This window comes from Pseudomonas sp. 8Z, from assembly GCF_902506535.1.
Taxonomy (GTDB): Bacteria; Pseudomonadota; Gammaproteobacteria; order Pseudomonadales; family Pseudomonadaceae; genus Aquipseudomonas.
The window spans coordinates 1,971,306-1,995,175 of the sequence record NZ_LR733827.1 but is presented as its reverse complement, the minus strand read 5'-3'; the positions used below and the strand labels follow the sequence as shown (position 1 = coordinate 1,995,175).

Below are 23,870 nucleotides of genomic sequence, written 5' to 3'. Positions count from 1 at the left end.
CAGCGCCATGCAAACACCGTGGGAGGGGCTTTAGCCGCGACAGTCCATGCCTAGCAGGACACCCAGACATACACCCGGATGTTTGCACCGCCTGGCAGCGTTACAGAACCGTAGGATGGGTAGAGCAACGCGAAACCCGTCAACCGGCTACCGGGTTTCGCTGCGCTCTACCCAGGCTACTTACTGCGCCTGGCGTAGCGGGCTTTTCTGTGGGGCGCAGGTCAGCACGCGTAGAGCCTTCGCCTGCAAAAGCTCGCGGCTAAAGCCCCTCCCACAGCGCCATGCAAACACCGTGGGAGGGGCTTTAGCCGCGACAGTCCATGCCTAGCAGGACACCCAGACATACACCCGGATGTTTGCACCGCCTGGCAGCGTTACAGAACCGTAGGATGGGTAGAGCAGCGCGAAACCCATCAGCCGACCACCGGGTTTCGCTGCGCTCTACCCAGGCTACTTACTTCAGACAAATCATTAAACGACTCGCTTTGAGACATGCTTGAAATCCCTTAGCCTTTCTAGGCTCAGCGCAAAATAGTTTTTTAACTTTGTAAATGGGACTGTCGATATTTCTCCCCATAATCTGGACTAGCCATAGGCATAATCCGAAGCACCATCGCCGATACCTCACCCCCCAACCTCCCCCGTCTCCAACTTGCGCCAGAGCAAGCGCACCGCCGCCTTGCGCACCAGGGCGCAGCGGTACAGGCGGATTTCCAGCGGGATCTGCCAGTGCTCGCCGCCGCAGATGGCCAGCTCGCCCCGCGCCAGTTCGGCGGTGACCGACAGGCGCGGCACCCAGGCCACGCCCATGCCTTGCAGGGCCATGCTCTTGAGGCTGTCGGCCATGGCGGTTTCGTACACCGTGGTCGAACGCAGCACGCGCTGGCGCAGCAGCAGGTTCACCGAGCGCCCAAGGAAGGCGCCGGCGCTGTAAGCCAGCAGTGGGATGGCCTGGCCGCTGTCGAGGTCGAACAGCGGCGCGCCATCCTCGCCGGTGGCGCACACCGGCAGCATGGCGGTGGTGCCCAGGTGCAGGGAGGGGAAGATTTGCGGGTCCATCTGCAGCGCCGCGTCGGGGTCGTAGTAGGCGAGGATCAGGTCGCAGGCGCCTTCGCGTAGCGAGTGCACCGCCTCGCCCACATTGGTCGCTACCAGACGGGTGTTGAGCGGTAGGCCATCACGCCGCAGAGCTGCGATCCAGGGCGGGAAGAAGCCCAGGGTCAGCGAGTGCGCGGCAGCGATCTGCAGCACTTCGCCCTGCTGGCCCTCCAGATGATGCAGGTGCCGCACCACTTCACCGAGTTGCTCGACCAGGCTGCGGGCGGTGACCAAAAACAGTTTGCCGGACTCGGTCAGTTCGATCGGCGTGCAGGAGCGATCCACCAGGGTCAGCCCCAGGCTGTTCTCCAGGCTACGAATGCGGCGGCTGAAGGCGGGCTGGGTGACGAAGCGTTTTTCGGCGGCCTGGGAGAAGCTGCGCGTGGCGGCCAGGGTGACGAAATCTTCCAGCCATTTGGTTTCCAGGTTCATTGCAGGCTCCGCATGAGCAAGACCGGGGCTTGAATTGGCACTCCCGGATTGCATCCGGGCTACGCGGTACGTCCGAAGTCATGCGGACGTCACGGCAACATTATGCCGATCTTGCATGACCCAGCAAGCAACGGCATTGGCGAAAATATCGGTAGAGCGCCTAATCTAAGGGCATCGCGGCACTTGCCGCATCTCCCAGAGAGTCTGTCTCATCATGTCCGCTGCTGCATCATTCCGCGTCGAAAAAGACCTGCTTGGCACCCTCGAAGTCCCGGCCGATGCCTATTACGGCGTCCAGACTCTGCGCGCCGTGCAGAACTTCCGCCTGTCTGGTGTGCCGCTGTCGCACTACCCGAAACTGGTAATCGGCCTGGCCATGGTCAAGCAGGCCTCGGCGGACGCCAACCGCGAGCTGGGCCATCTGTCCGCCGCCAAGCACACGGCGATCAGCACCGCCTGTGCGCGCATCATTCAGGGTGAGTACCACGAGCAGTTCGTGGTCGACATGATTCAGGGCGGCGCCGGCACCTCGACCAACATGAACGCCAACGAGGTGATCGCCAACATCGCCCTGGAAGCCATGGGCCACGAGAAGGGCGAGTACCAGTACCTGCACCCGAACAACGATGTGAACATGGCGCAGTCGACCAACGACGCCTACCCAACTGCCATTCGCCTGGGCCTGCTGCTCGGCCACGAGAGCCTGCTGAGCGCGCTGGACAAGCTGATTCAATCGCTGGCGGCCAAGGGCCTGGAGTTCGGCCACGTGTTGAAGATGGGCCGCACGCAGTTGCAGGATGCCGTGCCGATGACCCTCGGTCAGGAATTTAACGCCTTCGCCACCACCCTCGGTGAAGACCTGCAGCACCTGAAGATGCTGGCACCGACCCTGCTGCACGAAGTCAACCTGGGCGGCACCGCCATCGGCACCGGCATCAACGCCGACCCGAAATATCAAGCCCTGGCCGTCAAGCGCCTGGGCGTGATCAGCGGCCATCCAGTCAAGCCGGCCGCTGACCTGGTCGAGGCTACCAGCGACATGGGCGCCTTCGTGCTGTTCTCCGGCATGCTCAAGCGCACCGCGGTCAAACTGTCGAAGATCTGCAACGACCTGCGCCTGCTGTCGAGTGGCCCGCGCACCGGCATCAACGAAATCAACCTGCCGCCGCGCCAGCCCGGCAGCTCGATCATGCCGGGCAAGGTCAACCCGGTGATCCCGGAAGCGGTCAACCAGGTGGCCTTCGAAGTGATCGGCAACGACCTGGCGCTGACCATGGCGGCCGAAGGCGGCCAACTGCAGTTGAACGTGATGGAGCCGCTGATCGCCTACAAGATCTTCGACTCGATCCGCCTGCTGACCCGCGCCATGGATATGCTGCGCGAGCTGTGCATCGACGGCATCACCGCCAACGAAGCGCATTGCCGCGCGCTGATGGAAAACTCCATCGGCCTGATTACCGCGCTCAACCCCTACATCGGCTACGAGAACGCCACGCGGATCGCCAAGGTCGCGCTGGAAAGCGGTCGCGGCGTACTGGAATTGGTGCGTGAGGAGAAACTGCTGGATGACGCCACTCTGGACGACATCCTGCGCCCCGAGAACATGATCGCCCCGCGTCTGGTTCCCCTACAGGGTTGATCGCTCACATGAATACGCCGCCCATTGGGCGGCGTATTCATTTAGGCCCGCGAAGGTACTCAAGCACCGGGCAATACACTCAGGCCAAGCGGACGGCCCCAAAACAATGACAATCCGGGTAATAACCACATGAGTCAGAGCAAAACCGCTTCCCCTTCCTTCCTGGCCCGCGTGCCGCTGTGGCAGCAGATCCTCGTCGGCCTGGCGCTCGGTGTCGTCGTCGGCATGCTGTTCAAAAGCGGCGCCCAGGCGCTGATGCCGGTCGGGACGCTGTTTCTCAATGCGATCAAAATGCTGATCGTGCCGCTGGTGTTCATTTCCCTGGTGGCGGGCATCACCGCCATGAGCGACAGCGCAAAACTTGGGCGCATCAGCGTCAAAACCATCACCATCTACCTGATTACCACTGCCTTCGCGGTAAGTATCGGCCTGCTGTTCGGCACCCTGTTCAGCCCCGGTGAAGGCATGCACATGGTCGCCAGCGGCAGCGCAGAGGCCAAGCAGGCGCCGTCGCTGGTGCAAATTCTGGTAGGCCTGGTGCCGACCAACCCGGTGACTGCCTTCGCCGAAGGCAACATCTTGCAGATCATCGTCTTCGCCATCGCCCTGGGCGTGAGCATGAACCTGGTGGGCGAGAAGGCCGCACCGGCGATTCGCCTGTTCGACAGCCTGGCCGAAGTGCTCTACAAGCTCACCGACCTGGTGATGCGCTTCGCCCCCATCGGCGTGTTCGCGCTGATCGCCGGCGTGGTTGCCTCCCATGGCATCGAGGTGTTGCTGCCACTGGCCGGCGTGATCGGGGTGATCTACCTGGCCAGTCTGGCTCATCTGCTGCTGATCTACGGCGGCCTGATCGGCGGCCTGGCACGCCTCAGCCCGCTGCGTTTCTTCCGTGGCATCGCCCCGGCGTTGGCAGTGGCCTTCAGTACTTCGAGCAGCTCCGGCACCCTGCCGGTGTCCATCGAGTGCGCGCGCAAGAACCTCGGCGTCTCGCAAGGCGTGGCAGGCTTCGTGCTGCCGGTCGGCGCCACCATCAACATGGACGGCACCGCCATCTACCAGGGCGTACTGGCGCTGTTTATCGCCCAGGCCTTCGGCATCGACCTCAATGCCGGCCAATACCTGATGATCATTCTGACCGCCACCCTGGCATCCATCGGCACTGCCGGTATTCCTGGCGCGGGTCTGATCATGCTCGGCCTGGTACTAAGCTCGGTGGGCCTGCCGCTGGAAGGCGTGGCGCTGATCGCCGGTATCGACCGCATCCTCGACATGGCGCGCACCACGGTGAACGTGGCCGGTGACCTGATGACCACTACCCTGGTGGGCAATAGCGAGAAAGAGCTGGATCGCGATATCTACAACAGCGACAACGCGGCCTGAGCAACGCTTTTCATAGGAGGCCTCACCAGCCTCTCCACTTTGGGATGGCCACGACCATCCCTTTTTTTATTCTTCGCGAAATATTGGGGGGCAGTCGGTGTTGATACCGGGCGGGTAAGTTTGTTTGTTTTTTGGTGTTCTGGACGCCGCTACGGTGTATTCGGATACTCCGGGTTTCGCCCCCTCGGGCGACTCAATTTTCTTTGAGCTCGGATTGCCGCCCAGCACAAAGAAAAGTAAGCAAAAGAAACGCACCCCCACCATCCGGGTCTCGCTTCGCTCGACTTCCCTCACTCCGGCACCGCTCCGGGGTCGGCTTGCAAGGGCCATCCATGGCCCTTCAAGCGGGGCCGCCATCGGTATCTCGCGGCATCCATGCCGCTCGCCCCCTGCGCAATGCCTACGTTCGGCCTCCTGAAGGGGGAGTTAGCGCGCCTGAACGTACAGTTATTCCGAGCATGCCCGGCGTGCTCTGGTAGCTATGGAGCCTCGATTTGGCTGTCGAATTAAACCAATAGTTTCATTCGCGCAGTTTCATGCATTGAACAGCTTGCCGGCTTGCAGTCGGCATGCCGGTCAGCCCTATGGCTGACTTCATGTTCAATCACTCCACGCTAATTCTGGGTTACCGCAGGTTTAGGCGCGTGCAGAGCCCGCCCAGGAGGGCGAACGGAATCGTCGTGGAAGAGGTTGAACGACATGGATGTCGCGAGAGCCGCGATGGGCCAGGGATGGCCCACCGCGGCGGGCCTCTGGAACGGCGATGGAGTGAGCGAACCCTCGCGCAGCGAGGGCCGGATGAAAGGGCGGAGGTTTTGGTTACTTTGCCCGCAAAGTGACTCGCCCGGGAGGGCGAAACCAGAAACATCAGCAAAAACGCGGCAATTCGGAACTGACAACAGAACAACCAACACCGTATTGCCCGTCCGGTATCAGGACTATTGACCCAATACTCCGCGAACACCCTTTTGCGTGCAGATTGCAGGCACACAGATCGCGGCTGAAGCCCCTCCTACAAACAGAGCTTCCAGGCCTGCCGGAGCCGCTGCACGGCATCGATGATCTGCACCTCGGGCACGGCGGCAAAACCCAGCACCAGGCCGGCGCGGGCATCCTCCGGCACCTGACTATCGGGCAACCAGTAGCCGCTCAAGCCGTTCATCTCGACTCCAGCAGCCCGCGCGGTACTGACCAGTTCCTGCTCGCGAGCCAGGCTCGCCACTCTCACACACAGGTGCAACCCAGCCTCCACGGCGGGTAACGGCGCGCAGCCGGGAATCGCCTGCGGCCACTCACGCAGCAGGGTGTCGCGCCGCGCTCTGGCCGCCTGGCGCATGCGTCGGATATGTCGCTGGAAGTGCCCGGCGGCGATGAACTCGGCCATCACCGCCTGGGTGCCGATCTCCATATGGCGCATGTCCAGCGCCAGACGCTGGGCGAAGGCCCCGGCCAGCGAGGGCGGCAACACCAGGTAGCCGAGGCGTAGGGCAGGGAAAGCCAGCTTGCCGAAGGTGCCGACGTAGATCACCCGCTGCTGCCGATCCAACGCCGCCAACGGTGCCAGAGGCGTGCCGCTGTAGCGGTATTCGCCATCGTAGTCATCCTCGACGATCCAGCCGCCCTCGCGCTTGGCCCACTCCAGCAGCGCCAGGCGCCGAGGCAGCGACAGGGTCACGCCGGTCGGGTATTGGTGCGATGGCGTCAGATACACCAGGCGGCAGCCGTCGATCCCTTGCAGCGCCTCGACCTGCAGCCCCTCGTTATCCAGTGCTACGCCGCACACTTGCGCACCGGCCACGGCGAAGGCATGCCCGGCAGCGCCGTAGCCTGGGCTTTCCACCGCCACGCGGTCACCCGGCTGGATCAGCAATTGCGCGCACAGGCTGATGGCCTGCTGCGCGCCGCAGGTGATGACGATGTGCCGCGGGTCGCACTCCAGCCCACGTGCATTGCGCAGATAGACGGCAATCAGCTCGCGTAGACGCCAATCACCCGCCGGATCGCCATAGCCCAGACGCGCCAGCGCGGGCTTGCGCCAGAAGCGCGCCTGCAGGCGCGCCCAGGTCTGGAAAGGGAACAGATCAAAGGCCGGCACACCAATGCGAAACGCGCGTGGCGCCTCCACCGGCGGCGGTGTCAGGTGGTGCTGTTGCAGGCGTTGCAGGGCCGGGCTGCCGTACACATTGCTTGGCGTCGGCGCGGGCAGGGGGCGCTGGCGCACAAGCTCGGCGACATAGGTGCCATCGCCGACGCGGCCGGCGACATAACCCTCGGCATAGAGCTGATCGAGCGCGCGCGTCACCGTATTGCGTGAAATCCCGAGCAACTGGGCCAATTCACGGCTGGCAGGCAGGCGCGTACCGCCCACCAGGCGACCATCGAGGATGCGCTCGCGCAGCGCCTGGTAGAGCTGACGAGCCAGGCCCTGGCCAGGCTGCAGGTGAATGCCGGAAAGATCGAAGGGCAGGGCGGGCGAGTGGCTCATGATGGCAGCAATTGGCTCTATCAAAGTCATCGTAAATGGATCTTACGCAAGGCCAATATCCTGCCTAGCATGCGCCTATCACGCCAGGAAAAGTTGCCATGTATCGCGCCGCCGCCTTTCGCCAAGATGACCTGACAACGCTGCACGCGCAGATCCACGCCAGCGGCCTGGCCCTACTCAGTAGCGCCGGTGAGCAAGGGCTACAGGCCAGTCATCTGCCGCTGTTGCCGGCTGCCGATGAAGGCGAGTTTGGCACCCTGTACGGCCACTTCGCCCGCGCCAATCCGCACTGGCGCGATTTGGCCAGCGGCGCCGAAGCCCTGGTGGTATTCAGCGGCCCGGACGCCTACGTGCATCCGGGCTGGTATCCGAGCAAAGCCGAGCACGTCAAGGTGGTGCCAACCTGGAACTACATCGCCGTGCATGCCTGGGGCCAGGCCGAGGTGCTCGATGAGCCCGCACGTCTGCTGCAGTTGCTCAGCCGCCTCAGCGAGCACCACGAACAGGGCCGCCCGCAGCCCTGGGCGGTCCGCGATGCGCCACGCGACTACCTCGACGCCATGCTGCGCGCCATCGTCGGTTTCGCCCTGCCGATCCGCCGCATCGAAGGCCAATGGAAACTCAGCCAGAACCGCTCGCAGGCCGATCAGGCTGGCGTACGTGCCGGCCTGGCCGCATCAGCCAAGCCGCGTGAGCGCGAACTGGCCGCGCAGATGAACCCCAGTGACTGACCTCGAAGGAAAGACCCCATGCTCGACATCCGCCCCATCAGCACCGCAGATCACGCCGCCTGGCTGCCGCTGTGGCAGGGCTACCAGCGCTTCTACCAGGCTGATATTCCCGCCGAAACCACTGCACTAACCTGGCAGCGCTTCCTTGATGAGGCTGAGCCGATGCACGCCGCGCTGGCCTGGCAGGACGGCACGGCGGTCGGCCTGGTGCACTTCATCTACCACCGCAGTTGCTGGCTCAAGGAGCACTCCTGCTACCTGCAGGATCTGTTCGTCGCCGAGCACATCCGTGGCGGCGGTGTGGGCCGCGCGCTGATCGAGCACGTTTACGCCGCAGCGCGTGCCGCCGGTGGCAGCCGCGTACACTGGCTGACGCAGGAAACCAACTACCGAGGCCGCATGCTCTACGACCGTATCGCCGAGCGCAGCGGCTTTATCCAATACAAGAAGGAATGGTGATGAGCCACGAACTGATGCACTGGCAACCCCGCCCAACGCCGGATCAGCGCGTGCTGCAAGGCCGCTTCGTGCGCCTGGAAGCGCTCGCCGTCGCACGCCATGGCGATGATCTCTGGCACGCCTTGCAAGGACCGGATCCGGCACTTTGGGATTACCTGCCCTACGGCCCGTTCAGCGAGCGCGCCCGCTTCGATGCCTGGCTGACGAACCATGCCGAGTGCCGCGACCCGCTGTTCTATGCCGTGATCGATCAGGCCAGCGGCCTCGCCCTAGGCGTGTTCAGCTACCTGAACATCGCCGCGCAAGATGGCTGCATCGAGATCGGTCACGTGGCCTTCGGCGCGCCGATGCAACGCACTGCTGGCGCAACCGAGGCCGTTTACCTGCTGGCACAACACGCCTTCGCCGACCTCGGCTATCGCCGCCTGGAATGGAAGTGCGACGCGGCAAACGCCCGCTCCGTGCGAGCCGCCGAACGCTTCGGTTTCACCTACGAAGGCCTGTTTCGCCAACACAGGGTAAACAAGGGCAGAAACCGCGACACGGCCTGGTTCTCCATTATCGACGGCGAGTGGCCGCGCTGCCGCGACGCCTTCCAGCGCTGGCTGGCGGCAGAGAATTTCGATCAGCAGGGACAGCAGCGCCAACGCCTGGAGGCACTGCGCGAACAGGCCTAAGCTCGGCCCTGTAACTGCGCCTGTATCAACTGACTGAGCGCCTGCAAGCGCGGCTCCACATCAGCCGCCGAGGCCTGCGCCAATTGCCGGGCGATCAGGTTCAGGGCGCTGAGCAGCAGCAGTTCCTGACCGGCGGCCTTGGGATAGCGCTGCTCGTTGCTGGAGATTTCCGTCTGCAACAGGCCAATGGCCTCGTGCAGCAGGCCTGCGTCGGCCTCCGGCGTCCTGATCGAGTAATCACGGCCGAACAGGTGCAGGACGCGTACGCCCTCGCGGCTCATGCCTCGGCGCGACCTTCACCGACACGCTGCACCAGCGCCTGCAGACGGGCGACGGCGCTGTTCTGCTGCTCTTCCTGCTCCAGCAGTTGCAGTTGCAGGGCGTCGTTGTCTTCGCTGGCCTTGTTCAGATCAGCGCGCATTTGCTGGTTGTCGCGGGTGAGTTGCTGGTTTTGCTGCAGCAGTTCGGCGACCAGGTTTTCAAGTTGTACGAGGGTGCTATCGAGCATGGAATAGGTCCTGAGCAAGAGGAATAAAGCCGGTTCGAGAGGCTGCGCACAAGCCGCCAGAGATAGAGGGGAACCGGTTCGAAGGCCGCGCACGATAAAGAAAAGCGCCCGGCACGGCCACCTAAGACAGAAAAATATTCTTTTATGTCTCAATGAGTTAGTTGCTGGCTACTCGATCTCGAACAACCCATCACGCAACTGCGCACCGCCCAGGCGCTGACGGATGTCGTCATCGATACGCGGATCATCTGGGGCGTAGAGCATCACCTGACGGTAGGCGTTGACCCGGTTGATCTGCTCGCCAAGGTATTGCCAGACCACGCGGGTGCAGGCCGGGGTGCGCCGATCGCCGCTGGAAACACCGGTCTTCAGGCCATTGAGGCGGGTGATGTGGCTCTTGAAGCTGGGAATGAGAATGGTCTGGCTCATTTCATTGCCGGTCAGCGACTCGTAGTCGATGAGAAACAGCCGATCCTGCAGGTAGAAGGCGGCGCCCAGGTAACGGCAGCGCACCCAATCCTCGGCGACACCGCCGCGCGCGCGCTCCTGCCGTTCCTGGCGCTCGAACACGTAGCTGCCGCGCTCCTCACGCAGGTGCACCAGCGACAGCAGGATCTGCCCCGGCACCGACATGCAATTGGAGTATTCGAAGTAATAACCGCAGTAGCGCGTCAGCGAACTGGCATGCCCGCGTAGCGGCTCGAACAGCTCCAGCAATGGGTCGCTGCCGACGCGTGGTTGCAGGTCGCCACTGCGAGTGCCCATCAGACGGGCGAAAGCATCGCTCGGCAGCGCCAGCTCATGCGCTTCGACGCCGAAGAAATCGCAGATGCGCTTGAGGTTGTGTGCAGTCGGTTGGCTCTGCCCGGCCAAGTAGCGGTTGAACTGCGCACGGTTGATGGCCAGTTTGCGGCAAACCTCGGCAATCGAGCGGTAATGGCTGCACAGCAGTTTGAGATTGGTGCCGAGGGAATCGGACATACGGGAAGGCCATGTGATGCGAGTGACGCGATTCTAGCATCAACTCGCGTCAGTTCGCCTCGACCTGCGAAATTGCCCAGTGAGGCCTGTATCACGAACCATTCGGCTATCCGCCCGGCGCGGCGTATTCCCATCAGAACAACAAGAGAGAAAGCCTCCATGCTCGATCTTCTCAATGACCTCATCTGGAGCAAGCTGCTGATCGTAATGCTGATCGGTCTCGGCCTGTTCTTCACCATTGCCTCACGCTTCGTCCAGTTCCGCTACTTCGGCAGCATGTTCCGCATCTTCGCTGAAGCGTTCGAGCGCAAGCCCGGCCAACTCAGTTCGTTCCAGGCTCTGATGCTGTCGGTGGCTGGCCGCGTTGGCGCCGGTAACATCGCCGGTGTATCCGTAGCGATCATGCTCGGCGGCCCTGGCGCCATCTTCTGGATGTGGGTCGTTGCTCTGGTCGGCATGGCCACCAGCTACTTCGAATGCTCCCTGGCGCAGTTGTACAAGCGCCGCGAACCCGACGGCACCTACCGTGGCGGCCCGGCGTTCTACATCGAGCACGGTCTGAAGCAGCGCTGGTTGGGTATCGTGGTTTCGCTGCTGCTGCTGGTGACCTTCGGCTTCGGCTTCAACGCCGTGCAGTCCTTCACCGTAGCCAGCTCGCTGCATGACACCTTTGGCGTCCCCACCCTGGTTAGCGGTATCGCTCTGACCGTGGTGATCGGCCTGATCATCTTCGGTGGCATCAAGCGTATCGCCAGCATGGCTGACGTACTGGTGCCGGTCATGGCCTTCTCCTACATCACCATGGCGCTGGTGGTGATCGGCATGAACGCCGAACACATCCCGGCCACCTTCGCGATGATCTTCAAAAGTGCTTTCGGCCTGGAGCCGGCATTTGCCGGTGGCATTGGCGCCGCCATCATCATGGGCGTCAAGCGTGGCCTGTTCTCCAACGAAGCCGGTCTGGGCAGCGCACCGAACGTGGCCGCTGTCGCCGAGGTCAAGCACCCGGCCGCGCAGGGCATCGTGCAGTCGCTGAGCGTGTTCATCGACACCCTGATCCTGTGCACCTGCACCGCGCTGATCATCCTGCTGTCCGGCGTCTATCAGCCGGGCGCGGACATGGCCGGTGTGGTACTGACGCAAACCGCCGTTGCCGCTGTAGTCGGTGAGTGGGGCCGTGTGTTCGTCAGCCTGGCGCTGTTGCTGTTCGTCTTCACCACCCTGATCTACAACTACTACCTGGGTGAGAACGCCCTGGGCTTCTTCACCGAGAAGCGCATGCCGGTGATGGTTTACCGCGTGCTGGTGGTGGTGCTGGTGCTGTGGGGTTCGGTGCAGGACCTGGGCACCGTGTTCGCCTTCGCCGACGTGACCATGGGTCTGCTGGCGATCTGCAACCTGATTGCCCTGGCGCTGTTGTTCAAAGTGGGCCTGCGCCTGATGCGCGACTACGATGCACAGATCAAGGCCGGCGTCGCATCGCCAGTATTCGATCCGAAGAAGTTCGCCGACCTGGACCTCGATCCCAAGGCCTGGCAGACCCCGGTGGATGCACCGACGGCGCACGCCGAAGTTGGTGATCGCGCTTACCAGCGTTGATGCCCGAGTGAAGTAAGGGGGGCGCTGCCCCCCTTTTTCTTGCCTGACGTTTACCGAGGAGAGCCCATGGCGACCCCAGCAAAACTCCTGGTGCTGTACACCGGCGGCACCATCGGCATGCAAATGAGCGCAGACGGCCTGGCACCGGCCTCCGGCTTCGAGGCGCGCATGCGTGCCCAGCAGGTCGAGGAAAGCCCGGCTGATCTGCCGAACTGGATCTTCCGCGAGCTGCTACCGCTGCTCGACAGCGCCAACATGAGCCAGACGAATTGGCTGGCCATCCGCGACGCCATCGTCCAGGCCGTCGAGACCGATGGCTGCGACGCCGTACTGGTGCTGCATGGCACCGATACCCTGGCCTACAGCGCGGCAGCGATGAGCTTCCTGCTGCTGGGCCTGAATGTGCCGGTGGTGTTCACCGGCTCCATGCAGCCGGCCGGCGTGCCGGATGGCGATGCCTGGCCCAACCTGTTCGGCGCGCTACGGGCGCTACAGCAGGGCGTGAAGCCTGGCGTGCACCTGTATTTCAACGGCCAGATGATGCATGGCGCGCGCTGCGCCAAGCTACGCAGCGATGCCTTCGACGCCTTCCAGGTACTGGAACGCCACCGCGAGGCCGAGCACGCCAACGCCATCGCGCCTGCGATCAGCTATCGCCAGGCGCGCCAGCCGATCAGCCTTGCCGTACTGCCGCTCTATCCGGGCGTGCAGGCCGAGCAGGTGCGCGCACTGGTCGTCAGTGGCGCCCGTGGCCTGCTGCTGGAGTGTTACGGCAGCGGCACCGGCCCGGCCGGCGACGACGCCTTTATCGCCGCTCTGCGCGAGGCGCACGAACAAGGCGTGGTGCTGGCGGCCATCAGCCAGTGCATGCAGGGCCATGTGCAGTTCGGCGTCTATGCCGCAGGCAGCCGCCTGGCCCAGGCAGGGCTGGTGTCCTGTGGCGGCATGACCCGTGAAGCCGCGCTGGGCAAGCTGTTCGCCCTGCTTGGCGCGGGCCTGACGCAAGCCGAGGTCGAACACTGGCTGGCGCTGGATCTGTGCGGGGAGATGCGCGAATCGGCCTGACGGCAGGATTCGTCCAAGGCGGCGGCCGATCCAGTATCGTGCCGCCATTAAACCGAAAGGCATGGGCTAGGCCAGTGCGCCGCCTGCCACGAATAGCAAACTGTCCTGCTCAGCGCTTTTCTAGCGCTGATCGATATATCCTTTGGCCGGAGCTCATCGCCTTACGTGGCGCTGCAAGCCTGTGCGGTGGCGGTGGTGTTCTGCTTCCCGCAGTTGACCACCTGGCTGCGAGTGCCATCGGCTGGTGATGAACCAGCGCTCCTTGCCGTAGCGGCAGAACGCTGATGACAAGAAAGGATATGTGATGCTCAAAGCCACCCATGCCACCGGCGGCCTGTTCGTCGCCCCTCACCACCTGGCAGCACAGGCCGGGCGCGACGTGCTAAAGGCAGGCTGCAGCGCCGTAGAGGCAATGGTCGCCGCTGCCGCGACCATTGCCGTGGTTTACCCGCATATGAACGCCATCGGCGGCGATGGCTTCTGGCTGATTCATGAGCCCGGCAAAAAACCTATCGCCATCGACGCCTGCGGCAACAGTGCGGCGCTGGCTGATCGCGACTTCTACGCCGACCACGCGCAAATTCCCAGCCGTGGCCCGCTGGCCGCGCTGACCGTGGCGGGCACCGTTGACGGCTGGGCTCAGGCCCTGGCGCAAACCGCCCACTGGCAGCCACAGTTGAGCCTGACCGAGTTGCTCGCCGATGCCATCGGTCATGCCCGGCGCGGCATTGTGGTCAGCCGCAGCCAGGCCCATCTGACCCGCACCAAGCTGGCCGAGCTGCAACACGTGCCAGGCTTCGCCGAGGTCTACCTGCCGGGTGGCCAGCCGCCGCGCGAAGGCGATGTACTGCGCCAACCAGCCCTGGCCGACACCCTGCAGCGCCTGGCCGACGCCGGGTTGGATGACTTCTACCGTGGCGAGCTGGCCGCGCGCATGGCCGCCGACCTCGAACGCCTGGGCAGCCCACTGCGCCTGAGCGATTTGCAGCACTACCACGCCCGCGTCGTCGAACCGCTGAGCGTGCGTCTGCACGATGCCACGCTGTACAACATGCCGCCACCGACCCAGGGGCTGGCCTCACTGCTGATCCTCGGTATCTTCGACAAGCTCGGCATCGACCAGGCCGATGGCTTCGCCCATGTGCACGGGTTGGTCGAGTCGACCAAGCAGGCCTTCCTGATTCGCGATCGCGTGGTGACTGACCCGGCCCGTGTGCCGGTGGATCCGCAGAGCCTGCTGGCCGACGCCAACCTGCAACGCCTGGCGGAAAAAATCGACACCCATCAGGCATTGCCCTGGCCGCAACCGGCGCAGCCGGGCGACACCATCTGGATGGGCTGCATCGACGCTCAGGGCCGCGCGGTGAGTTTTATCCAGAGCGTGTACTGGGAGTTCGGTTCGGGTGTGGTGCTGCCGTCCACTGGCGTGGCCTGGCAGAACCGAGGCATCAGTTTCTCCCTCGATCCCGCCGCGCTGCAGTCACTGGAGCCGGGGCGCAAACCCTTCCACACCCTCAACCCGGCGTTGGCGCTGTTCGACGATGGCCGCACCCTGAGCTACGGCACCATGGGTGGCGAGGGCCAGCCGCAGACGCAAGCCGCAGTGCTCAGCCGTTATCGCCTGGGCAGCGATCTGCAAGCCGCCGTCAGCGCCCCACGCTGGCTGCTCGGGCGCACCTGGGGGGATATCAGCACTACACTGAAACTGGAAAGCCGCTTCCCGAACGAGTTGGTCGAGCAACTGCGTCAGGCCGGGCATATCGTCGAGCAATTAGATGAAGCCTTCAGCGACACCATGGGCCATGCCGGCGCCGTGCTGCGTAATGCCAACGGCGTGCTCGAAGGCGCCGCCGACCCACGCAGCGATGGCAGCGTCTGCGGCCTGTAACGGCGCCTCACCTCGGGCGCTAGCCAGCGCCCAGGTGTTCAGAACACCGACCAGCCGATGCGCTCGCTGAGCAGTTCCAGCGCGCGGATGCCCGCCAGCGAGTTGCCTGCTGCATTAAGCTCCGGCGACCACACGCAGACGCTGAAACGCTCCGGCACCACCGCGACGATGCCACCGCCGACGCCACTCTTGCCGGGCAAACCGACCCGGTAGGCGAAGTTACCGGCCTCGTCGTACAGCCCGCTGGTGGCCATGATGGCGTTGACCTGCTTGCTCTGCCGGGGCGACAAGACCTGCTCGCCGCTGCTCTGACAGAAGCCCTGGTTGGCCAGGAAACCAAAGGCGCGCGCCAGGTCGACACAGCTCATGCGCAGCGCGCAGCAACTGAAGTAGCTGCGCAGCACCGCTTCGACATCGTTGTGGAAGTTGCCGAAAGCCTGCATCAGGTAGGCCATTGCTGCGTTGCGCGCGCGGTGCTGGTATTCGGACTCGGCGACGTGGTTATCCACCGTCACCTGCGCATTGCCCGACAGGCGCCGGACGAAATCGCGCATCGACAACGCCGGGGCAGCGTAGCGCGACTGGTTGATGTCACAGATCACCAACGCACCAGCGTTGATGAACGGATTGCGCGGTTTGCCGCGCTCGAATTCGAGCTGCACCAGCGAGTTGAACGGTTGCCCGGACGGCTCGTGGCCGAGGCGCTGCCAGATCGCCTCGCCACTGTGGCCTATGGCCTGCACCAGGCTGAAGACCTTGGAAATGCTCTGGATGGAGAAGGGCGTTCGGGCATCGCCAGCGACATGTAACTGGCCGTCGTTGCCGTACACGGCGATGCCCAATTGATCGGGCACCACATTGGCCAACGCGGGAATGTAATCGGCCACCTTGCCCTGGCCAATCAGCGGGCGGACTTCATCGAGAATCTCGTTCAACAACGCTTGCATGCTTGGAGCCTGTTCAAAGTCTCACGACACAGCGCCGGAGCATTCCGGCAGGTCAATGCTAGACGCCCGCCGTCAAAGCGGAATCACAGCCACAGCTTGCCCTCGACGGCCAGCGCCCCTAGGCTCGGCCATCTTTGCGCCGATGGCTGTGCCGATGTCCACCGTTTTCAATGTGCTGTTGCCGATCTTCGGCCTGATCCTGCTCGGCTATCTGTGCCGCCGCAGCAACCGCCTGGGGCCGACCGCCGCATCGGAAATGAACCGCTTCGTGGTCTGGCTCGGCCTGCCCGCGCTGCTGTTCAACCTCACCGCCAGGGCCGACTGGGCGCACATCTGGCAACCCGGCTTCCTGCTGGCCTTCAGTGGCGGCACCCTGGCGGTGTTTCTGATCACCCTGGCCTACCGCTGGAAAACCACCGGCAGCCTGGTTGAAGCCAGCATCGACGGGCTCAGCGCTGGTTATGCCAATACCGGCTATATCGGCATCCCGCTGTGCGTGCTGGTGCTCGGCGAGGACGGCATGGCGCCGGCGTTGATCGCCTCGCTGATCGTGGTCTGCGTGCTGTTCGCCCTGGCGCTGGTGTGCATCGAGATCGGCCTGCAAAGCCAGAAGGGCCTGGGTGGGGCGATTGCCCAGGTCAGCCTGGCCCTGCTGAAAAACCCGCTGGTGGTCACACCGCTACTCGGCGCTCTCTGGTCGCTCGGCGGCCTGCAGTTGCCGAGCGCGCTGGAGCAGCTTCTGCGTCTGCTTGGCGCGGCAACCGTGCCCTGTGCACTGGTCTCGCTGGGCTTGTTCCTGGCGCAACGGCAAAGTGGCCCGACCCAAGGCGCCTGGCCGCTGGTGGCGCTGAAGCTGGTGCTGCAGCCTCTGGTGACGTGGTTCATCGCCTTCGTACTGCTCGACCTGCCGCCGTTCTGGGCTCACGCCGCCGTGTTGCTCAGCGCACTGCCCACAGGCACCGGGCCGTTCATGCTCGCCGAGTATTACCAGCGCCAGGCGGCGCTGGTGTCGCGGGCAATCCTGTACTCCACCCTGGGCTCGTTGCTTACGCTGTCTCTGCTACTCCTGGCACTCGCGCCGTGAACTGCAGATCCACGCCGAGTTGGCGCGACAAACACGGCCAGCGCAACCAGGCCGACTCGGTATCGGCGGCGGCCAGACGCGCCCGGTAAGCCTCGACCGAGGGCTTATCGAAGCGAGCCTCATCGAGCATCACGGTCAACGCGTGATGCACCGCTTCGTCGAGTTGATTGGCAAAGGGCTCGCCAATCACACGATGGACGATCAAGTTGGCACGGGTGGTATCCAGAGGAATCAACGGCCGCCCGAGGTACGTGATGTAACGGTCGTTGACCTCTTCGACCAGACGGTGCGCCAGATAGGCCTCATCCAACAAACCCGCGAGTCCCTTGTGACCAGCCAGCAACGCGGGCGGTTGCTGGAAGAACTGTTCGGCGATCTTCAGCACCGGTTTGATCGCGTCTTCGATGCCCGCCTCACGCGCGACTTCAGCGGCGGCGTCGAGCACATCAGGTACTTCTTCAATGTAGGCGATAACAAAGCGGCTCAGCAGCGCCGGGGCATTCTCACGCGGCAGACTAATGGCCGGATGCAGCCCCTGGAAGCGGGTTTGCAGGGTTTGACTGAGTGCCTGGCTGGCGCGCTCGTGCTCACGAGCCTGAGCGATGAGCTGGCGAATAGCGGCGGTGTTCATGACAACTCCAATGAATACAGGACATGGACGTGAACCTTTAGCGGGCGGCTGGCGCGGGCTAAGACGCAATTTTCATGGCTTTTGCAGCGCTATGCGAGCGCGTCATATCCACCTCGCGGACATTTTCTCAAGCCATGCCGGACTTGGCGCTCAATCTTGCCTACGGCACCGCCGTCGCGGCTCGCTAGACGGACTGCAGCACCTGGCACCTGTCTATACTTGAGCCCGTCAGGCAAAGCCTGATGGCCGCCAGCTTCAGCACGGACGCGAGCATCTGCGCCCAGCACACCGTGCTGCACGCCACCGGAGGTGAAATGAAACACCCAGGCAGAGCAGGCACACCCAAGCGCTCTCGCGTTGCAAACGCCAGCAACACGCCGCGTCTGCTCGTGCGTCTTCTGGCTGTGGTGGTGATCATGTTCAGCTTCGGCCTGTTCGTCCTGCCACGGCTCAATGACGCCATGCGCAGCGCCCTCGACATCGATGGCGGGGCGGCCGGAGCCCAGCCGCATGAGCGCGAGGTGCGGGTGCAATTTCTCGCCAGCAACGCCGCCGGCATGATCTGGGCGTTCGCGCCCAAAGCCGAGGAGTTGCAAGTGCGCCCCGGCGAGCCGAACGACATGCTGTTCGTTGCCTACAACCCGAGCGACACGCCGATGACGGCTCAAGCCGTGCCCGGCATTTCGCCCGCGCGGGCGGCCGCCTTCTTCCACAAGACCGAGTGTTTCTGCTTCACCCAGCAAGTGCTGCAACCGGGTGAGCGCATCGAGATGCCAGTGCGCTTCATCATCGACCGCGATCTACCGGCAGACGTGAAACACCTGAGCCTGAGTTACACCCTGTTCGATATCAGCGCACCTCAAGCCGCCATGCCACAGGCCAGCCAATAGGTCACGCCTGACAGATGCAACCGTTCGCCATCCTGAGACAACGTCTGTAAGGCCTGAGTCAGGGGTGGCTGCCCGGCCAACGGCATCAGCGGGTCGCGCGATTGAGTCTGTGGTTTTATGTGCCGGGTGCGCTACCGTGACAGCAGGCCGCATGCGCCAATCGACACCTTCAAGCACGGCTCTGGTACCTTTTCCGGCTGCCCACTGCCCTGCTGCTAAATCTGTGAAGGCCCTTATGACCCGCACCCACACCATTGTTTTCGTACTCGTCGCCGCCGTTGCCCTGGCACTGGGCCTGGCCGTCAACCAGGTGCTCAGCAGCCGGAGCAACCCGGCCGCACTGCTTGATGCCGGCATCGTCCTGCTGCCACAGCCACGCACACTGCCGGCACTGAGCATGACCAATCAGGACGGCCAGACGACGCCGGTGAATGCATTCAAGGATGACTGGACGCTGCTGTTCTTCGGCTACACCTTCTGCCCGGACATCTGCCCGGCGACCCTCGCCCAACTGCGCCAGCTACAGGGGCAACTGCCCGAGGCGACCCGTGAGCGCTTGCGTATCGTGCTGGTCAGCGTCGACCCGCACCGCGATACCCCCGAGCAACTGAAAAAATACCTGGGCTACTTCGACCCCAGCTTTCAAGGCCTGACCGGCGAAGAAGCCAACCTGCAAAAACTGGCCAACGCGGTGAGCATTCCCTACATTCCCGCCGACACCAGCAAGGAAAACTACACCGTCGATCACAGCGGCAATCTGGTGATCATTGGCCCGGACGGCACCCAGCGTGGTTTTATTCGAGCGCCGGTCAACATTGCCAAGCTGGCCAAGCAGTTGCCGGAGCTGATCAGCGGCAACTAACACCAGGTCAACGCCAGGTGGATGAAACGCGTTCATCCACCGCTGAGTGAGCCTGCTGCGCTCTACAGCACGAACGGCAACGCCAGCTCGACCTGCTGACGCTGCGCCAGACGGCGCTCGAACTCCGCCGGATCATGAATCAGCACATCCTGACCAGCGAAGGACTCAGCGGCGATCAGGCGCGACAGCCAGAAACGCACGCAGGCCACGCGCAGCATGCTCGGCCACAACTGCGCCTCGGCGGCCGTGAAGGGCCGCAGCGCCGCATAGGCGCCGAGTAGCGCGCGAGCACGCGCCGCATCGAGGCTGCCGTCTTCGTGCGAGCACCAGTCATTGAGGGTGATCGCCAGGTCGTAAAGCATCGGCCCCGAGCAGGCGTTGTAGAAGTCGATAACCCCAGCCAGGTGGTTACCGTCGAACAGGGCGTTATCGCGAAACAGATCGGCATGCAGGTTGGCGCGGGGCAGGGCGAGCAGACGCGGCTTGAGCGCCTCGATCTCGTTCAGCGCATCGCCCAGCAGCGCCTGCGCGGCCTCCGGCAACCTGCCAACCTGAGCCACCCCTTCACGCAGCATCCAGTCCAGCCCCCGGTCACTGCGGCGCTCAATGGGACGCTCGCGTGTCGCCAGGTGAATGTTGCCGAGCAGGCGACCCACCTCCTGGCAGTGATGGACATTGGGCTCATGCAGGTGCTTGCCAGCCAGACGTGGCTGCAGCAGCGCCGGTTTCTCGGCCAGGCTGCGCAACGCTTCGCCGTCCTGCGTGCGCAATGCGTAAGGCACCGGCAAACCGGCCTCGTGCAGCACATCGAGCAGTTCGATGAAAAACGGCAGATCGGCAACCGGGCCGCGCTCAACCAGGGTCAGGACGAATTCGCCCTGCTCCAGGCTGACGAAGAAGTTACTGTTCTCGCTACCAGCGGCGATGCCTTGAAAGCTCTTGAGCCGACCAAGCCCATAGGGCGCCAGGAAGACTTCGAGTTCGTGACGCTCCAGGGGGGTGAATACCGACATTTCGTTGCCTTGTTACCAGCTAAAGATTTCCCAGGACGGAATCAGCATGTCCGGGTCGTCCGAGCGAATGAAGTTACCGTCGCTGCCATCGGCGCGAACGAGAAAGTAGGGTTTGCCGTTCTTCGGAATGACCTTTATGGCGTAGAGAAAGCCATTGACCCGGTATTCCTGAATAGTGCGATCGCCGTCCTGGCGGATGGTCACATCGGGGTCGGCGGACACCGGATCCTCGGCGTGAGCGGCAAGGGGCGCGCAGGCCAGCAGGCCGACCAGCAAAAGGCGTTTGACTGTACCCATGGTAACCTTGCTCCTTGTATTCAATGATGCAGCCATTCTACCGCTGCACCCGCCGAAAAGGTTGATCCCGCGCATGAGCCAAGCCCCCCTCGTACTGGTCGACGGTTCCTCGTATCTGTACCGCGCCTTCCACGCCCTGCCACCACTGACCACCTCCAAGGGCATGCCCACCGGCGCGGTCAAGGGTGTGCTGAACATGCTCAAGAGCCTGCGCAAGCAGTACCCCCAAAGCCCCTTTGCCGTGGTCTTCGACGCCAAGGGCGGCACCTTCCGCGATGAGCTGTTCGCCGAGTACAAGGCCAACCGGCCGTCCATGCCGGACGAGCTGCGCGTGCAGGTCGAACCGCTGCATGCCAGCGTGCGCGCCCTCGGCCTGCCGCTGCTGTGCGTCGAAGGCGTCGAAGCCGACGACGTGATCGGCACCCTGGCGCGCCAGGCCGCCGGAGAAAAGCGCGACGTAGTGATCTCCACCGGCGACAAGGACATGGCACAGTTGGTCTGCCCGCACGTTACGCTGGTCAACACCATGACCGGAAGCGTCTACGATGCCGATGGCGTGAAAGAGAAATTCGGTGTCGGCCCTGAGCTGATCATCGACTACCTGGCGCTGATGGGCGATAAGGTCGACAACATTCCCGGCGTGCCCGGCGTGGGTGAAAAAACCGCCCTCGGCCTGCTGGTCGGTGTCGGTGGCGGCCTCGACGTGATCTACGCCAACCTCGACAAGGTGCCCGCGCTGCCGATTCGCGGCGCCAAGGGCCTACCGGCCAAGCTCGAAGAACACCGCGAGATGGCCTACCTGTCCTATCAGTTGGCGACCATCAAGACCGACGTGCCGCTGAATATCACCATCGACTCGCTGCATCCGGGCGAGCCGGACCTGGCTGCGCTGGTCGAGCTGTACGGCGAGCTGGAATTCAAGAACTGGCTGGACGATCTGCTGCGGCAGAACAAGACGCTGGCCGCCAAGGCTGCCGCACCGGCGGGCGACCTGTTCGCCGAACCGACGGGTGAAACCGTTGAGGAAAACGCCGAGCCAGCGCCAGCCAGTACGGGCGATTACCCGTTGATACTGGAACAGGCGCAGTTCGATGCCTGGCTGAAAAAGCTGGAGCAGGCCGAGCTGATTGCCTTCGACAGCGAGACCACCAGCATCGACGCGCAGCAAGCGCAACTGGTCGGCCTGTCCTTCGCGGTCAAGGCTGGCGAAGCGGCCTATATCCCGTTGGCGCATTCCTACATGGGCGTGCCACAGCAGCTCGACCGCGATGCGGTGCTCAAGGCGCTCAAGCCGATCCTCGAAGATCCGGCCAAGGCCAAGGTGGGTCAGCATGCCAAGTACGACATCAACGTCCTGGCCAATGCCAGCACGCCGATTGCCGTGCAGGGCGTGGCTTTCGACACCATGCTCGAATCCTACGTGCTGGACTCCACCGCCACCCGCCACGACATGGACAGCCTGGCGCTCAAGTACCTGAACCACAGCACCATCCGCTTCGAGGACATCGCAGGCAAGGGCGCCAAGCAACTGACCTTCGACCAGATTCCTCTGGAACAGGCCGGGCCTTATGCTGCCGAAGACGCCGACGTGACCCTGCGCCTGCATCAGGAACTGTGGCGCCGCCTCGAAGCCGTGCCGTCCCTGGCCCAGGTGCTGCGCGACATCGAGATCCCATTGGTGCCGGTACTGGCGCGCATCGAGCGCAATGGCGCGTTGGTCGACGCCAAACTGCTCGGCGAGCAGAGCGTCGAGCTGGGCGACAAGCTGGTGGAGCTGGAGCGCAAGGCGTTCGACATCGCCGGTGAGGAATTTAATCTGGCCTCGCCCAAGCAACTGGGTGTGATCCTCTACGAAAAACTCGGCTACCCGGTGATCAGCAAGACCGCCAAAGGCCAGCCTTCCACCGCCGAGGCGGTACTGGCAGAACTGGCCGAACAGGACTTCGAGCTGCCCAAGGTGCTGATGCAGTACCGCAGCTTGAGCAAGCTCAAGAGCACCTACACCGACCGGCTGCCAGAGCAGATCAACCCACGCACTGGGCGCATTCACACCAGCTACCATCAGGCGGTGGCGGCCACCGGGCGCTTGTCCTCCAGTGATCCGAACCTGCAAAACATCCCCATCCGTACCGCCGAAGGTCGGCGCATCCGCCAAGCTTTCATCGCGCCCAAGGGCTACAAGTTGATGGCGGCGGACTACTCGCAGATCGAACTGCGCATCATGGCCCACCTGGCCAAGGACGAAGGCCTGCTGGACGCCTTTCGCCATGACCTGGATGTGCACAAGGCCACGGCCGCCGAAGTCTTTGGTGTGGCGCTTGAGGACGTAACCAGCGATCAACGGCGCAAGGCCAAGGCGATCAACTTCGGTCTGATCTACGGCATGAGCGCCTTCGGCCTGGCCAAGCAGATCGACGTCGAACGCAAGGAGGCGCAGGCCTATATCGACCGTTACTTCGCCCGCTATCCGGGCGTACTGAGCTACATGGAAAGCACTCGCGCCCAGGCCGCCGAGCAGGGCTATGTGGAAACAGTCTACGGTCGTCGCCTGTACCTGCCAGAAATCCACGCGCAGAACCAGGCCATGCGCAAGGGCGCCGAGCGTGCGGCGATCAACGCGCCGATGCAGGGCACTGCAGCGGACATCATCAAACGCGCCATGATCAAAGTGGACGGCTGGTTGCAAGACAGTGGCGTGGATGCACGCATCATCATGCAGGTACACGACGAACTGGTACTGGAAGTGCGTGAGGAACTGATCGACGAGGTCAGCGCCCAACTCAAGAGTCTCATGAGCGGCGCCGCTGACCTAGAAGTGCCACTACTGGTGGAAGTCGGCGTTGGCAACAACTGGGATGAAGCGCACTGACCTTTTCCGCGGCGCTAGGCCACGGCAGCTCTAGCTTATGGGTTTAAGAGCAGTGAAGGCCTGCGGTTATGGCAAATGGTTTTAAAAAAACCTGAACTTTCCGCGAAGCGCCCCGGTCAGAACTCATGAATGGCCGTTAAGCCCTTCAATGCTCCTTTGTTGTGTTAAGTGTTGGCAGACATCTGAACCCCGCCCTAGCGGTTCAGACCTTGAACCCCGAACTTCTCCCTCCCCATATGAAGCTCGGGGTTTTTTTTGCCCAAAAAAACTGCCGCTTGCGGCATTCTGATGACCCTCTACCGCTTGCGGGAGAGGGTGCAGGCCGGAACCCT

21 protein-coding genes are annotated in these 23,870 nt (G+C 63.4%); 12 read left to right on the top strand and 9 right to left on the bottom strand.

Going from position 1 to position 23,870, the window contains the following annotated elements:
• Positions 1-624: 624 nt before the first annotated feature.
• A complete protein-coding gene (locus tag AERO9A_RS22190; RefSeq protein ID WP_159974045.1) occupies positions 625-1,530 on the bottom strand; it encodes a LysR substrate-binding domain-containing protein in 906 nt (301 codons plus the stop codon).
• Between the two features lie 214 nt (positions 1,531-1,744).
• On the opposite strand from AERO9A_RS22190, the gene AERO9A_RS22185 reads away from it, so the two are divergent.
• Together AERO9A_RS22185 and AERO9A_RS22180 are read left to right on the top strand one after the other, a co-directional pair.
• Entirely contained in the window at positions 1,745-3,169 is a 1,425-nt protein-coding gene (locus AERO9A_RS22185; protein ID WP_159974044.1) for an aspartate ammonia-lyase, read from the top strand.
• Between the two features lie 129 nt (positions 3,170-3,298).
• A complete protein-coding gene (locus AERO9A_RS22180) occupies positions 3,299-4,552 on the top strand; it encodes a dicarboxylate/amino acid:cation symporter (RefSeq protein WP_159974043.1) in 1,254 nt (417 codons plus the stop codon).
• A 1,012-nt stretch (positions 4,553-5,564) separates the two neighbouring features.
• Here AERO9A_RS22180 and AERO9A_RS22175 read toward each other — a convergent pair.
• Positions 5,565-7,037 carry a PLP-dependent aminotransferase family protein gene (locus AERO9A_RS22175; protein ID WP_159974042.1) on the bottom strand — a complete coding sequence of 491 codons (1,473 nt, stop codon included), beginning with the start codon at positions 7,035-7,037 and terminating at the stop codon, positions 5,565-5,567.
• 98 nt (positions 7,038-7,135) lie between these two features.
• Between AERO9A_RS22175 and AERO9A_RS22170 the strand changes: the two genes are divergently transcribed.
• The 3 genes from AERO9A_RS22170 to AERO9A_RS22160 are packed head-to-tail and all read left to right on the top strand — an operon-like array spanning position 7,136 to position 8,904.
• The gene (locus tag AERO9A_RS22170) at positions 7,136-7,768 is read left to right on the top strand and encodes an FMN-binding negative transcriptional regulator (protein WP_159974041.1); all 633 of its coding nucleotides are present in this window, start codon (positions 7,136-7,138) and stop codon (positions 7,766-7,768) included.
• A gap of 18 nt (positions 7,769-7,786) precedes the next feature.
• Entirely contained in the window at positions 7,787-8,227 is a 441-nt protein-coding gene (locus tag AERO9A_RS22165; RefSeq protein ID WP_159974040.1) for a GNAT family N-acetyltransferase, read from the top strand.
• On the top strand, positions 8,227-8,904 hold the full coding sequence (locus tag AERO9A_RS22160) for a GNAT family N-acetyltransferase (protein WP_159974039.1): 678 nt from the start codon (positions 8,227-8,229) through the stop codon (positions 8,902-8,904). Before AERO9A_RS22165 ends, AERO9A_RS22160 begins: the two co-directional genes overlap by 1 nt.
• On the opposite strand, the gene zapA is transcribed toward AERO9A_RS22160, so the two are convergent.
• The 3 genes from zapA to AERO9A_RS22145 all read right to left on the bottom strand — a co-directional run bounded on the left by zapA (position 8,901) and on the right by AERO9A_RS22145 (position 10,393).
• Positions 8,901-9,185 (bottom strand): cell division protein ZapA, encoded by a 285-nt coding sequence (zapA, locus tag AERO9A_RS22155; RefSeq protein WP_159974038.1) that lies wholly within the window; start codon positions 9,183-9,185, stop codon positions 8,901-8,903. The two genes, AERO9A_RS22160 and zapA, sit on opposite strands and share 4 nt — an antisense overlap.
• On the bottom strand, positions 9,182-9,412 hold the full coding sequence (locus AERO9A_RS22150; RefSeq protein WP_159974037.1) for a hypothetical protein: 231 nt from the start codon (positions 9,410-9,412) through the stop codon (positions 9,182-9,184). Before AERO9A_RS22150 ends, zapA begins: the two co-directional genes overlap by 4 nt.
• A gap of 168 nt (positions 9,413-9,580) precedes the next feature.
• Positions 9,581-10,393, bottom strand: a complete 813-nt coding sequence (locus AERO9A_RS22145) for a helix-turn-helix transcriptional regulator (RefSeq protein ID WP_159974036.1) — start codon at positions 10,391-10,393, stop codon at positions 9,581-9,583.
• A gap of 159 nt (positions 10,394-10,552) precedes the next feature.
• Here AERO9A_RS22145 and AERO9A_RS22140 point away from each other — a divergent pair, with 159 nt between their 5' ends.
• The 3 genes from AERO9A_RS22140 (at position 10,553) to AERO9A_RS22130 (ending at position 14,945) form a co-directional block, all read left to right on the top strand.
• Positions 10,553-11,992, top strand: coding sequence for a sodium:alanine symporter family protein (locus AERO9A_RS22140; protein WP_159974035.1), 1,440 nt, complete (start codon positions 10,553-10,555; stop codon positions 11,990-11,992).
• Positions 11,993-12,058: 66 nt separating this feature from the next.
• Complete coding sequence (locus AERO9A_RS22135) at positions 12,059-13,057, top strand: asparaginase (protein ID WP_159974034.1); 999 nt, start codon at positions 12,059-12,061, stop codon at positions 13,055-13,057.
• Positions 13,058-13,361: 304 nt separating this feature from the next.
• Positions 13,362-14,945 (top strand): gamma-glutamyltransferase family protein, encoded by a 1,584-nt coding sequence (locus AERO9A_RS22130; protein WP_159974033.1) that lies wholly within the window; start codon positions 13,362-13,364, stop codon positions 14,943-14,945.
• 38 nt (positions 14,946-14,983) lie between these two features.
• Here the strand turns inward: AERO9A_RS22130 and glsB are convergent, their stop codons facing one another.
• Positions 14,984-15,892 (bottom strand): glutaminase B, encoded by a 909-nt coding sequence (gene glsB / locus AERO9A_RS22125; RefSeq protein ID WP_159974032.1) that lies wholly within the window; start codon positions 15,890-15,892, stop codon positions 14,984-14,986.
• A gap of 154 nt (positions 15,893-16,046) precedes the next feature.
• On the opposite strand from glsB, the gene AERO9A_RS22120 reads away from it, so the two are divergent.
• Positions 16,047-16,976 (top strand): AEC family transporter, encoded by a 930-nt coding sequence (locus AERO9A_RS22120; protein WP_159974031.1) that lies wholly within the window; start codon positions 16,047-16,049, stop codon positions 16,974-16,976.
• Here AERO9A_RS22120 and AERO9A_RS22115 read toward each other — a convergent pair.
• Complete coding sequence (locus AERO9A_RS22115; protein WP_159974030.1) at positions 16,939-17,607, bottom strand: hypothetical protein; 669 nt, start codon at positions 17,605-17,607, stop codon at positions 16,939-16,941. The two genes, AERO9A_RS22120 and AERO9A_RS22115, sit on opposite strands and share 38 nt — an antisense overlap.
• A 314-nt stretch (positions 17,608-17,921) precedes the next feature.
• Between AERO9A_RS22115 and AERO9A_RS22110 the strand changes: the two genes are divergently transcribed.
• Positions 17,922-18,497 carry a cytochrome c oxidase assembly protein gene (locus AERO9A_RS22110; RefSeq protein WP_159974126.1) on the top strand — a complete coding sequence of 192 codons (576 nt, stop codon included), beginning with the start codon at positions 17,922-17,924 and terminating at the stop codon, positions 18,495-18,497.
• A gap of 235 nt (positions 18,498-18,732) precedes the next feature.
• Positions 18,733-19,359, top strand: coding sequence for an SCO family protein (locus tag AERO9A_RS22105; protein ID WP_159974029.1), 627 nt, complete (start codon positions 18,733-18,735; stop codon positions 19,357-19,359).
• A gap of 62 nt (positions 19,360-19,421) precedes the next feature.
• On the opposite strand, the gene AERO9A_RS22100 is transcribed toward AERO9A_RS22105, so the two are convergent.
• Together AERO9A_RS22100 and AERO9A_RS22095 are read right to left on the bottom strand one after the other, a co-directional pair.
• Positions 19,422-20,372, bottom strand: coding sequence for a homoserine kinase (locus tag AERO9A_RS22100; protein ID WP_159974028.1), 951 nt, complete (start codon positions 20,370-20,372; stop codon positions 19,422-19,424).
• A 12-nt stretch (positions 20,373-20,384) separates the two neighbouring features.
• Positions 20,385-20,669 carry a DUF2782 domain-containing protein gene (locus tag AERO9A_RS22095; protein WP_159974027.1) on the bottom strand — a complete coding sequence of 95 codons (285 nt, stop codon included), beginning with the start codon at positions 20,667-20,669 and terminating at the stop codon, positions 20,385-20,387.
• Positions 20,670-20,742: 73 nt separating this feature from the next.
• Between AERO9A_RS22095 and polA the strand changes: the two genes are divergently transcribed.
• Positions 20,743-23,538, top strand: coding sequence for a DNA polymerase I (gene polA, locus AERO9A_RS22090; protein WP_159974026.1), 2,796 nt, complete (start codon positions 20,743-20,745; stop codon positions 23,536-23,538).
• Positions 23,539-23,870: the final 332 nt, after the last annotated feature.